The following is a 12,915-nucleotide window of genomic DNA, read 5'->3' on the forward strand; positions in this document are numbered from 1 at the left end:
TACCTGATATCCTCAGGTAGCCATTTCTATTTTGATAACGACTTGCAATTTCATTTAATACTGATTACACAATCTTTACAGGAGGTAACTGTGGTTAAGATCAGTATGAACAATTGGAAGCAAGCATTCACAGACGGTGAGTCGTGGATACCTGAGGAAGAAGAGCAATGCTTGTGGAATGAATACCAGATCCGATCAGGAATAAAACTCTTGGTGCAGAACTGCCCTGCGATTGTGTCTGACAAAGAATTTCAGTTCGAGCAGCATGATGCTCCGGTTGAATTTTTATATTGTCTTTCAGGAAAGACTACTCTTTCATTATGTGATGCGCGTGGTGAACAAAGGGAATTACAGACGCAGACGGGGCATTGTACGTGCTCATATCTACCCCATTGTTGCGGCATCTCTAAAACACAATCAGGTACACCTTTGCGGGCTGTGGGATTACAAGTTTCATTGGAAACGCTCTCTTCTATTGTTTCTAAAGAAAAATGCTCATTTCTTTCGCTCATAGAAGGCGCTGCTTCGGAAAAAGATGTTTGCCCCTTCTTTACAGAAGCAGCAATTCCTATGTCATTACAGATAAGTGCAAAGCAAATTTTAGAATGCCCGCTTGAAGGGAACTTTAAAAAAATGTTTTTAGAGTACAAGGCGCTGGAGCTGCTCTACACCCAGTTTAGCCTGCTCGATTCTATCGCGGCCTTTAGCAAAAGCATTACGGATTTTGAAGAAAAGGCTACACGCAAAGCACACGCCATATTAATGGAAGATATTTCTGCGCCACCATCCTTGCCGGGGTTGGCAAAGAATGTTGGCTTGTCACATACCCGTTTGAACAAGTTGTTTAGACTTATTTACGGCAATACAGTTTTTGGAATTCTACGAAAAGAGCGCCTTGAGTGTGCAAGGCGCTTGTTAGAAGATGGGCGGAGAAATGTTTCCGAAATAGCATATGAATGCGGATTTTCAAGTCCGAGTCACCTTTCCCGTGCATTTGTGGAGCAGTTTGGCTCTCAGCCTAAAAAATATCAGACAGAGCACATGATGCGTCAGGCTTCTCTTGATCAACATTTAAATTTTAACGTTAATTAAAAGTAATATCGGGCAGTAAAGTAATACAAATCGTTATTATCATACTGCCCGAGCAAGCCCTTGTTTGATCCTGTCCAAATCATCACGCCAGTAGAAAGGCTCCATTCGTCTCCGAGTTTATATTCACCGAAGGCTTCAACAATTGCCCCGTCATTACTGGTGTAGGCTTTGCCGCGCACGCCGAGCTTCAGATCATCTCTCAAAAAGGTTCTGCTTAATTCGTATGTAATTCCGTGCCAGAGCTTTGTGCCGACAAACCCTTCATCGGCGGTGCTGAAATACTGTGAAACTGCATCCATAAAGAATTGTAGATTTACGTAGTAAATACCGTCATAGTTGTAATCGCCGCCCACAACCCACTGCCAAAGGTCGCGTCTACCTATACCGTCACTACTACTTTCCATTGCGACTGGATATTGTGGTTTATACGCAAGTTCGCCACGAATGGTGCCGTCTCCTACGCCTTTGGCAAAGTTAAGGCCAAAGGCTGCAAAACGTGGGTGCTTTGGTCGAAATTCAGGAACACCTGAAGCCGTTTCGTATCGTCCGTATACAGGCGAGTTTACAAATCCATAATACCCAATGAGGGCGACATCCCATCCTTCAATATTGCGGGAGAGCCTTGCCCCAAACTCCACATCACTGAACCATTTATTTGGCACTTCCTGTGAATCAAGTTCCAGAGTTCCTGCATCTTCTCCTTCATAAAGCTCACTTAATCCCTGTGTAACCCAAGGGTTTCCCTGTCGTGGAATATCTTCCACACTGGCTACTGGCAAAAAGACGCCTTCCAATGCCCAGTCGCCTATAACCAATGTAGCGTTGGCCAACCAGACCGGAAGACGGTTGTCGGCTCGACCGGACGCAATCGGGTCTCGAACATCCAGTGGATTAATTAAATCCATAGGATTGATTCCGTCTCCTGTTCCCCACCGAATAACCTTGCTCCCGACTATGACGTCGAGATTGTCCGAATCGTAGCTTAGATACGCGCTACGCAGGCATGGATAGAGCGCCTTGTGTCCAGTGCCATCCCAAAATTGCGCTGCGAATTCATAATCTCCATCTATGCTTAAAAATCCAGAGAATTGGTTGTATCGGTAATCTGCCTCAATCCGCAGGCGTTGCCGTATGGATATGGGAGTCTTTGGCGTGTTTAGTCCGAATTGATTGCGTGATTCAAAGAATCCGGCATAGGTGAAGACGCCACCGTCTACAGAGGTTGTTGAATCGTCAATAAGTTCTTGAGGGATTGTAAATCCTTCATCGTCTGCAAATGGATCACCGCCGATGCTCAGTTCTTCATTTTGAACATCGGCGGCAAAACATGAACTTGAAATCACCAGCAGGCAGAACAATGTAGCGCTGAGTATGTGTAGTATGTATCGTGTCATAATTGTAGAATCTGTACTCAATGAGAAACGAAGCAGAATTGGCGCAGGGAAAGAGCGAGGCATACTATTGCTTCAAGTCAGTCTGCATAAACAGTGAATCGCTCAGGCCGGTGTTATAAGTAATTTTACGATACTCCATAATGGTAACTGTACCGCGTGATGGTGTTGTCATTTTTTGGCGAGTAGTACTCCAGATGCCCTGAATCTTTTTAAACCCGCCATACACCAGCTGTTTGTATTTTTTACCTGCGTGATTGACGTACTCAATTTTTGCAGGAAGCCAAATGTCTTTGCGAATCCACGTAAGACGTTTGCTAAAATTTGATTTTTGCGGATGTACAGGTGTCATTTCTACAACATAACAATCAACGCCGAAGAGTTTTTCTTCTCGAAGTAGAACATGGGTATCGTCATCTACTTCGCGCTTAGAAATATCTTCATTTGCATAATCGCTGCGCATGAATGGCCCCTTTTTACCGCCTCCGGTAACCCTGCGAACAAGAGATTCTGAAGGCATGTACACCCACATGTCGTCTTCTTTATCGATGTCTTTGTATGACCATGTCAGGTAGGAGGTGTTGCGGACGTCTTGTGGTTCTGAGAAGCGGATCACCTGCTTTTCAATTCCATTGAATTTTTTCTTTTTTACTTCCATAGAGCGCAAAAGCTGTTGCTTTCCGCGCTTGATAACCATGACGGATTGCATTTCACCGCATTCACTCGTGTCTACTGCGTCCATGCGCTCCGCTATTTCTCGGCCAGTAAGACAAAATCCAGACTGCGGTACGAGTACTGCGACGATAATCAGACAACTTAGTCCCAGTTTACAAAGTGACTGCATTTTACTCTCCTTCTTTTGAAATATATTCGATGGTGATTCCTTGTTCTTGCAGTGTTGCGAGGACAATTTTCGGTTCCATCATTTCTGGAAAACTATTGATGCCAAGATGCTTAGATTTTCCTGTGACAATGCGGTGCGCCATCATTGCACTGGCAAGCCCTGTGCCCGTATATGAATCAGGGAAACGAAGGATTCCTTCTGTTGTGGAAACTTTCCCGTCGTGCACGCCTGTTATTGTAGACACGAGCATGTAGCCCTTTGTGTTTTTCCTTTTGTTATCCAGAGCAGAAACTCGGCATAGAAGACGTGCTGACAAATCAGTAAAATAGGGATGCCGGTAGCAGCCTGTAAGACTTACGAGGCTTAACGTTGCAGAGAACAAAGGCCCTGTGTTTACCCAAAAGCATTTTCCAGAAAATGCTTTTGTTTGCTTTACGACTCTTTCAAACTCTTTTGTGTAGAAAGGCTGAGCTATGCTTTTTCCGAACGGCTCTGGGAGCACAGGAAAATGAACGAATCTTTCAGAAAATGGCAGTGGAGTCCTTTTCCGGTTTTCTGCTTGGGAGGCACCAAGCTCCTTTAGTTCGCCCATACCGCAAACCATGTCGTACATAGAACCGTATGACCAAACATCTTCACCGGCGAAATAGCTTTTGATTGAGAAAATCTGTGAGAACTTTTTCGCCATAGATAAAGGCAGGGAGGCAGAAATTCCGGGAACAATTCCAACTGCAAAACAAAGCTGTAGTTTACGCTTAGCTACTTCATCCTCAAGGTCGCGGATGAGTTCGATAACATAGTCATAGCCGCCCGGGTCAACCATGTGGCAGTCGGATTCAACAGCAGCACGGGCTACAGTGTCACCAATTAACGCGGTTGGACCAGTGCAGTTAACAACTACGTCACATGTTGAAAGCAGGCTCCGTAGAGCCTTTGGGTCTTTAATGTCTACTTGGTAAGGCTTGCAACTTGCTGGTGCCTTTTCAGTATTGTTTCTTGAAACTGTGGTGAGTTTAGCTACGGTATTTGAGGCTGCTTGAAAATTGCGGCCGCAAATATACAGGTCAGCATCACCTTGTTGCATAAGGTATGAAGCAGCTACAGAACCGACTTTTCCATATCCACCAAGTATCGCTACTTTCTTCATTACAGTGCCCCGAATAAGTCTGTGCTAAAGTATCGCTCTGCTCTGTCCGGTAGAATAGTTGCAATGCGCCACTCAGGATGTTCTTCAGCGACAAGGGCTGCAGCTGCAAGGTTGGCACCGGACGAAATGCCGGCAAGAACGCCATGACTTTTTGCAAGGTTAGATGCGAACTGCATAGCTAGTTCATCATCAATTTCGATAATTCTGCTAATCATGTCAGGTTGCAAAATCTCAGGAATGAAACCATCGCCGATACCTTCAATGCGGTGAAGTGCTGAGGCATGGCCAAGCAGGGCAGATGCCCCTTTGGGCTCAACAGCCACAATGTTAATGTCTGGAGACTGTTCTTTTAAATACAGACCAACTCCCATCAACGTGCCTCCACTACCGATGCCGCTGATAAAACAATCTATGTCACGTGAAACGTCTTCCCATAATTCTCTAGCAGTTGTGCGGTAATGAGCCTGAATATTTTCCGTGTTAACGAACTGCCCCACGGTAAAAATGTTTTCATTACTCGAAATAAGCTTTTGCAAGGCATCCACAGCACCGCCAACACTTTTTTCCGCAGGTGTGAGAACAACGGTTGCACCTAAGTGGCGAATCATTTTTTGTCGCTCAACACTTGCATTTTCAGGCATAAAGATAGTGACTTGATACCCTTTTGCGGCACCGACCATCGCTAGAGCAATACCTGTGTTGCCACTGGAAGCTTCTGCGATATGCATACCGCGAGTTAAACGCCCTTTTGCTTCTGCGTTGTCCAAAATATGCCGTATTATTCTGTCTTTTATTGATCCACCCGGGTTAAGGAATTCTGCTTTAGCATAGACTTTGCCGCCCTTCATCTGGAGCTCAAGACATGGGGTCTGTCCGATACAATCCATGATTGATACTGCACTCATAGCTGTTCTCCTTATACGGTGAGCACTGCAATTGCAGCGCAGTACCCGTTTTGTGGTGTAAGTTCGATAATCAAAACGTCATCGCTTCGTTCATGTTTTGTGATTGTTGGAGACATGGGGGTGTTTGTTAAGGTGGCTTCAGTAATCGTAAATTCCGGCAGCAACACTCCGAAAGAATTTAAAGGAAGCATCAGTCCGAACCCAACTGCTTTTACAAAGGCTTCACGAATAACCCAGCAGCGTAGAAACGCGGCGCTTTCACGGGTGTTGTGATCGGATGAACAAATCCACTCTGCTTCTTGTTTTGTGAACCACCTTTCCGCTATGGATGTGCCTTCAGGAACACAGCGGACTTTTTCAACATCAGCACCAAGCTCAAACTCTTCTGAGATCACAAGAAAAACGACGTCTTCAGAATGGGAAAGATTAAAATGTAACGAACGATTGTTAATATAAGGCTTACCAAGCGAGGAGTATTCAAACGAAACGTGTTCCGGTGCTACGCCTACATAGCGGGAAAGCACAGTACGCAGCAGCCCTCGTGCGTACGTGTAACGACTGGAAAGCTCTTTTGTGGAAAACAACGCTGCCCGCTCTATTTCAAGAGCGGACAGGCTGTCTTGTAATGCAGGAACATCGAACAGCTCAGAATACGAAAACACCCACGTATGCAATTCTCGCTTGCAAAAACTGAATGCCTGATTCGTGAGCAAGTCCTCCATTCCCAGTTGCCGTATTGAAGGAGTGGATAGCGTGACCCGGGGAAAAATCGCGCTATCCTCTTCAACAATATTTTTACATAGCGATGCAATGCTCTGCACAAGCACCTTCCTTTACGGTGTCAGTGATAAGCTTCAACACTTCTGCCCATTGGGTTTGAATGAAAAAGTGATCACCTTCTATCTGCGTAAAGTTAAAAACTCCTGTGGTATGATTTTTCCATCCGAGCATTTCATGCGGAGTTGCTTCTGGGTCATCTATTCCGCAAAAGGCGGTGATTGGAACCGGTAAAGGGTTCTCCGCTGTGTATTCATACGTCTCATCCACAGTAAAATCTGCACGCAAAATAGGCAGGTACAGTGCCATTAATTCTGGATTTTCCATTAATTCGCGTGGAGTTCCGCCAAAGCGACCTAGCTCGTCACAAAACTCTTTGTCTGTCAGCTTATGCAATGGGCGCGGTTCTGGAATTTCCGGCGAACGACTCCCTGAAACAAAGATGTGTGCAGGTGGCTGATGTCCGCGTTTGCTTAATGTTCGTGCTACTTCAAAGGCCATGCGTGCTCCGAGGCTGTGCCCAAAAAAGGCATAAGGTCGTGTTATGTGCCTCGGTAGTTCTTCGACAAGAGAGTTGATGACTGACTTCATATCGTAGAGAAGTGGTTCAGTAATTCTGTTTTCCCGACCCGGAAGCTGAATTGCAGCAACTTCCAGTTCTGGAGTATTTTCACGGAGCCATGTGCGATAGGCTGATGCTCCGCCTCCTGCAAAAGGAAAGCAGAACAACTGAACATTACCGCCCCGTTGAAGAGCGGGCATAATCCATTTAGACATAATTTTTCCTTACGCTTTTTTCTGGTCAAATGGTTTAAATATCAGCACGAGAGCTGGTGCAAACAGTAAGTCTGCAAGCAATGCACACGCAAAAGCAAAACCTGCGAGTGCACCAATTTTAACCCAGCCCATCATGGCAGAGATCATCAGCACGCTGAAACCAAGGGATAATGTAAGTGTGGTGAAAAGAAGCGGACGGCCAGCGCCGATGATTGTTTCCCGAATGGCAGATTCATAGTCTCCAGTTTTTTCAAATTCTCTGCGGAGGCGGATAAAGAAATGAATAGTGTCATCAACCGCAACGCCGATGATCATTGCGCTGACACTCATAACAACTGTGTCCATGTAGATGCCTGTTACACCAAGTAAACCAAGCACCATTAAGACAGGGAATACGTTCGGCATCATGCTGATCATACCGAGCTTAACGGAGCGCATTGCCCATATCATGATGAGCCCGATCACTGTAAAAGCTAATGCAAAGCTTGCATTCTGGCCTGAAGCAATATTGTCAGTAAGGGCAACCGACATATCGAGAGAACCAGTAGTTTCTACAGTTACACCGCCTGCAAAAAGACTGTCGGCAACTTCAAGGATATCAGTGCGCAGAGTACGTGCCTCAGCAGTTCCCAGAGCAGTAGTACGAGCATTAATTCGCGCAATAGAACCATCAAAGGAAAGCATTTTGTCTAGCTGGTCACCACCGGCCATTTCATACAACATAAGATATTCTGCCGCTGCGCCGTCTGTTTCGGGGAGAGAATAATATTCTTCCGATCCGCCGTGCATCCCTTTACGAACCTTCCGTAAAGCGTCGAGAACGCTATTTACGTCTGTAACAAGTTCGTGTTGCTCAATGCTCTTTTCGAGTTTTTCCATTTTGTGAAGAAAAGCTGCGTTACGTACGCCGTTTTCTTTTTTAGTGTCCAGAATGATCTCGATTGCCATGGAGCCGCCCATAGTCTCATCGACATGCTCAATAGCCTGACGCATTGGCACATTTTTTTTCAGCAAGCGTGTGTTATTCGTTTCGATTTGCACAAAGTTTGCCGCAATAAGTCCAGCCACAACAAAAATGGAGAAGCAGGCAACAATCTGTTTTGGTCTTTTGATGACGAACTCAGCGAGGCGGGCAAAAAAACGATCGAAGATATCTTTCTTACGCTGTGGGACTTCTTTGATGTTTTTTGGGAACTCTCTACCGAAGGAGAAAAAGAACGGTACAAGCAGGAATGTCAGAACAAGTGCTGCAATAACACCACCCGGCACGTACCACGCCATTTCCTGAAATGGTCTGATCGGAGCTGCAATAAAAGAGAAGAAACCTGCTGCGGTTGTGAGCGTTGTGAGCAGGCATGGCAGCCCGACACTTGCAATGGCATCTTTCACCGCTTTCTTTCGCGGAACACCCGATTGATAACGTTCATTGAACGCAACAATTACGTGCACAGCATCACCTACCCCCACGCATATGAGAATGACTGGTAGACCGATGATCATTAGGTTTAGTTGCAGTCCTGTTAAGCCGATAATCCCAAACGTCCAGAGAACACTGATAACTACAATTAGTAGAGGAACAAGGGATGAGCGCACTGTGCGTGTGAGTAAAGCAAGTAAAATGAGCTGAACAAGAATGCAGATACCGAAAAGCATCGGCGTTTCTTTGCCAGCCAGCACATTGTAGTTGAACATAAAGGCTGGTTCGCCAACTACCCATGAATTGAATCCGGCGAACTCTTTTTTGCTCAATATGTTGTATACGGTGTAGGCCACTTGTGCTTCTGGATTTTGTTCACCAGTAGGATAAGCGCTCATTTCGAGCATAATTGCTGCGGTGTTTCCGTCAGCAGAAATATACCGGCCTACAAAATCTTCTTCTCTTAACGCACGTGCACCACGTGCGGCTACCTTGCTCTGGTCTTGTGGTACATCTTCTTCAAAGAGTCTGAGAATATGGATTCCGTCCTGAAGAGGATCTATGGCTTCAGCATTACCAACCCATGTCATATCTTTCAGGAAGGGAACTTCACGTTCCAGTTCACCCGCAAGATTCCGTAAAGAGTTAACGGTATCCTTTTTAAAAACGCCCTTCTCGTTGTTCGGTTCCAGCATCAGGTATACAAAATGATCATTCCCGAACTGCTGTTTAAATACATCAAGGCGGTTCATTGCAGGATCATTGTCCACGAACCATATTTTCGTTGATCCGTTAAACGTGAGTCCCTGTGACATAAAGAAGAAGCCAGCAGTTAGAGCAACCACCAGAAGTAAAGACAACCAGCGAAAGCGAACGAGCGCTTCGCCCATTCGTTTAAAATGACGGTGTGATTGTTCGGTCATATTGATACCTATGGGAAATGGGCGCTTTTATTCAAAGCGCCCTGTTAAGATTAAGCTTTTACGTTAAAAGTTACGCTGCTGCCGAAGTAGACTCTGTGGCAACTTTCACTGAGTTCCTTTAGTTCGTTATCCGGAGCTACGTCCTGACGGGAAAATACGTTAATGAGCCAAGCACCTGCTGTTGGCATTTTGATTCGTGCCCTGCCGTTTACGATGTAAGCAGACAGGAAGAAGCCTTCGAGTTCTCCACCGGCTTCGCCGCCAAAGGTGTTGGAGGATGCAAGAAGAAACTCCATTGTTTCCTGTGTGCAAGTGAATGGCTTGCCCATAAATTTGACGCTAAAAGTTACCCAATCACCTACATGCACATTGCTAAGATCGGTAAGAGGGATAATTTCGAGCGCATGACCTAGCTCTTTAGGCTCTGTCCATTCTTTGTTTTTAAGGAATGCTTTTGCGAAAGCCTGATATTTTACGCTGGTAAGAACGTCCTTATCTTTAACTTCATGCAGAGGTTTGTTTGCAGTGCAAACTTTTCCATCTTCTTCCCACAATGCAAAAAATTCTTCTTTAGTGGTGGCAACTACCTGATGTGTGCCCACTTCTGCATCTTCATCAAAGGAGATTTTTCGTGCTGCAATGTCACCGGCTTCAACGGTTACGCCTGCCTGACCTGCCACCGTATCGATTTCTTTAATAGGTAACGGGAGCTGTGTCTTAAGTAAGGATGGAGTTGCCACTTCATATTCACCAAGGGTTAACGCCCCATCAACAAAGTCATCATTCGGAAGAACGTGTCCAAAACCAAGGCTCACCAGATAATGCCAAGGCGGATTTTCGAGTGATTTATGCAGCCCAAAAGACTCAGTTGCGTTAATCCATAATTTTCTAGCCATTGCTTTCTCCAAAAAAATGCGAAACCACCGCTATTGGGTGATTTCGCATACTGTTAGAAGTTATAAGTTAACGATACACCCAAAGAACGAGGAGCACCCTGTTGTGCTAACGTGCTGCCTGGTCCCCAAGCCCATTCGTTTTCGTAATATTTTTTGTTGAACAGGTTTTTTACCCAAAAAATGACTTCAATATCTTCGCCTTCAAAACCGACACGTGTGTTTACCAGCGTACGTCCATCAACTTTAGATTGGTTTTTAGTATCTGTGTAGAAGGAGCTTACCCCTACAAGATCTGCACCGACGAGCATGCCGGATTCCCAGCGATAGGTGCCACCAATTGTGTAGGACCACTCCGGAGAGCCCGGAGTTACCTTGTTGTCATAGTCGAAAGGATCGCTGCCTTCAGTCTGCCAGTCTTTCAGACGGCTATTCAGGTAACCGAGTCCACCTTTTACGGTCAGCCCTGCAACAGGCATCCACTGTAAATCGAGCTCAGCACCATAAGAGCGCGCTGTAGCAGCGTTAACAATACGACGGCGTTCAGGGTCGCCAGTTGTTGGCTCCATCTGAGCAACCTGCTTGTCGTCGATATTGATGTAGAAAAGTGCTACGTTGGCAATAAGGCTTTTTTCAAACAGGTTAGTTTTTAAACCTAATTCATAGTTCCAAGAGTACTCAGGTTTAAAGTAGAACTGATCTTCAGTTTTTGCTGTTGAGTAATCATAACCACCAGCAAGGTACCCTTTACTTACTTTGGCGTAAGTAAGGATATCGTCTGTAATGTCATAGGCTAAGCTGACTGTAGGTAGCAGTTCTGTGTAGGAATGATTTTCAGAAAAGCGATCAGTACTACCTGGACCTTCCAAGTCTTTCTTACCTTCAAGAGACAACCAGTCGAGGCGAAGACCACCAGTAAGGTGCCATTTTTGTGTCATGTTCCAAGTTGTCTGACCAAATACCGCAGCACCGCTGTTGTCCTGTTTGGTGTGGTGCGTGTAGCCGGCAGCAGCGTAGCGTGTTTTTACGTCTTCAACGTATCCGTAGAAACCACCAAGCCAGTCAAAAAGGCGATCTTCACCCTGTTTAGATGAGAAGCGCAGCTCTTCACTCAGAATACTGATACGGTTTTTGCCGCCAGAGTTACCCCAATCTGCCGGAGACATATCAGCATCGTTTGAATAGTGCTGCTGGAACAGGTGATGAGCAAATACAGAGGCAATATCAAAGCTGCCTGCGTCGTAATTAACTTTAAGAACCTGTGCACCAGCGTTTACGCGGTTTTCGTTGTCACCATTCCATTCAAGAGTATTGTATTCTGTTTTGTTAGGCCCTTCGATGTAACGGTATACCCCTACGCCGTTATCTTTCTTTCTCTGTTCGATGATTGTGATAATTTCCAAATCTTCGGTCGGAGTAATCAAGGTTGTGAAACGACCACCGAGCTCATTAATTTTTTGTGCATGTTCGTCATCATAAGTATTTTCCATCCAGCCACTGGAATAGTCGCGTTGACCGGAAAATTTCATGGCAAATTTGTTGTCGATAACAGGAATGTTAACAGCAAAACCACCACGAGCTATTGGCTCTCCGTCGTGAGCATCATATGCTCCTAGCTGAGTGTAAATTTTACCACTTAAGTCGAATGTCGGCTTTTTGGTAACAATATTAATTACACCTGACTCAGAGTTACGTCCGTACAAAGTACCTTGTGGGCCTTTGAGAACTTCAATGCGTTCAATGTCCCAAAAATCCAGATCTTGCATCTGGTGGATAGGATAGTTTACGCCATCAACGTAAAAACCCGCTGTGGAGTATAAAGAACCTGCAAATGATGAAACACCACGGATAACAAGTGCGTTATCTATACTGTTTTTACGTAAGAATACGTTTGGAATGTACTCTACAAATTCTTTGAAATTGTTAATAACCCGTTCTTCCAGTTCTAAATCAGTCAGCGCTTCAACAGTTCCTGGAATTTTTTGAATATTCTGCTCTACCTTTTGGGCTGTGACAGTCATCCCCTCAAGATAATACTTCTTCTCTTCCTCCGCGTGTCCATTGATCGGCAAAGACAGCATAATGCCGATCAGGGCAAGCAGCACCCCTACTTTTTTCTTCATGGTTTGACTCCAATGCATATTTAAAAACTAGACAAACCATCTATAATGAAATTCATTATCAATCTATCATCTTACGAATCCTTCCTTGCTTTTTAGGAATTAGAAGAGTTTTTCCAGACATAAAAGAAGAGCTTAAACAAATAAACCATATGTTAACTTTGTTAACGCTATTAGCGGTGTTCACTTTGTTTATTACATTTTCGGCACCACCCTATCCGCGATGAGTGCTAACAACCTGTGAATTAATCATCTCTAATTACACATAAAATTACGATCGTAACCAAGAAAAAAGGATCACTAGGACAAAGCCATGGAAAATATCTTTACGTCACTGTAATTTTTTCATAAATACATCTGCTTGCATTATCACTTTTGAACAACGCCTCTTGAAATGCAACATCAACCGCCTGTATTTGTAGTACTTTCACATTCAATGCCTTGACTTGTTGTACGCTGAAAACAGAGGAAAAATTGTGTATCAATTAAAAAGAATGCTTGTTACCTATTTTGATCTGGTCATTATTCTTTAGTAATTTTTCTATAGAATTTGATGAAGATGGTTAGCGATATTCATTAAAAATATTTATATATTTCCCATTAGTAGGAACACTAAAACAAGCTGTATT

General features: G+C 44.6%; 10 protein-coding genes. 1 reads left to right on the top strand and 9 read right to left on the bottom strand.

Annotated elements, in window-relative coordinates; genetic code table 11:
* The first annotated feature begins 90 nt into the window (after window positions 1-90).
* Window positions 91-1,092 carry a helix-turn-helix transcriptional regulator gene (locus MKHDV_RS12010; RefSeq protein WP_160715619.1) on the top strand — a complete coding sequence of 334 codons (1,002 nt, stop codon included), beginning with the start codon at window positions 91-93 and terminating at the stop codon, window positions 1,090-1,092.
* On the opposite strand, the gene MKHDV_RS12015 is transcribed toward MKHDV_RS12010, so the two are convergent.
* From MKHDV_RS12015 to MKHDV_RS12055, 9 genes are read right to left on the bottom strand one after another with little or no spacing between them, the layout of a single operon-like run.
* A complete protein-coding gene (locus tag MKHDV_RS12015; protein ID WP_254060470.1) occupies window positions 1,089-2,549 on the bottom strand; it encodes a hypothetical protein in 1,461 nt (486 codons plus the stop codon). The genes MKHDV_RS12010 and MKHDV_RS12015 overlap by 4 nt on opposite strands.
* 1 nt (window position 2,550) lies before the next feature.
* Window positions 2,551-3,327 (bottom strand): outer membrane lipoprotein-sorting protein, encoded by a 777-nt coding sequence (locus tag MKHDV_RS12020; RefSeq protein ID WP_160715621.1) that lies wholly within the window; start codon window positions 3,325-3,327, stop codon window positions 2,551-2,553.
* A gap of 1 nt (window position 3,328) precedes the next feature.
* A complete protein-coding gene (locus MKHDV_RS12025) occupies window positions 3,329-4,474 on the bottom strand; it encodes a saccharopine dehydrogenase NADP-binding domain-containing protein (protein ID WP_160715623.1) in 1,146 nt (381 codons plus the stop codon).
* A complete protein-coding gene (locus tag MKHDV_RS12030) occupies window positions 4,474-5,379 on the bottom strand; it encodes a PLP-dependent cysteine synthase family protein (protein ID WP_160715625.1) in 906 nt (301 codons plus the stop codon). The genes MKHDV_RS12025 and MKHDV_RS12030 overlap by 1 nt, the downstream gene beginning before the upstream one ends.
* Before the next feature lie 11 nt (window positions 5,380-5,390).
* Window positions 5,391-6,200 (bottom strand): 4'-phosphopantetheinyl transferase superfamily protein, encoded by an 810-nt coding sequence (locus MKHDV_RS12035; protein WP_216846918.1) that lies wholly within the window; start codon window positions 6,198-6,200, stop codon window positions 5,391-5,393.
* Window positions 6,175-6,933: a thioesterase II family protein gene (locus tag MKHDV_RS12040; protein ID WP_160715629.1), complete on the bottom strand. Its 759-nt coding sequence runs from the start codon at window positions 6,931-6,933 to the stop codon at window positions 6,175-6,177. Before MKHDV_RS12040 ends, MKHDV_RS12035 begins: the two co-directional genes overlap by 26 nt.
* A 9-nt stretch (window positions 6,934-6,942) precedes the next feature.
* Window positions 6,943-9,273: an RND family transporter gene (locus MKHDV_RS12045; protein WP_160715631.1), complete on the bottom strand. Its 2,331-nt coding sequence runs from the start codon at window positions 9,271-9,273 to the stop codon at window positions 6,943-6,945.
* A 50-nt stretch (window positions 9,274-9,323) separates the two neighbouring features.
* The gene (locus MKHDV_RS12050) at window positions 9,324-10,169 is read right to left on the bottom strand and encodes a DUF4198 domain-containing protein (protein ID WP_160715633.1); all 846 of its coding nucleotides are present in this window, start codon (window positions 10,167-10,169) and stop codon (window positions 9,324-9,326) included.
* Between the two features lie 53 nt (window positions 10,170-10,222).
* Window positions 10,223-12,289 carry a TonB-dependent receptor gene (locus MKHDV_RS12055; RefSeq protein ID WP_160715635.1) on the bottom strand — a complete coding sequence of 689 codons (2,067 nt, stop codon included), beginning with the start codon at window positions 12,287-12,289 and terminating at the stop codon, window positions 10,223-10,225.
* Between the last annotated feature and the right edge of the window lie 626 nt (window positions 12,290-12,915).

Source organism: Halodesulfovibrio sp. MK-HDV (assembly GCF_009914765.1).
Lineage (GTDB): Bacteria > Desulfobacterota > Desulfovibrionia > Desulfovibrionales > Desulfovibrionaceae > Halodesulfovibrio.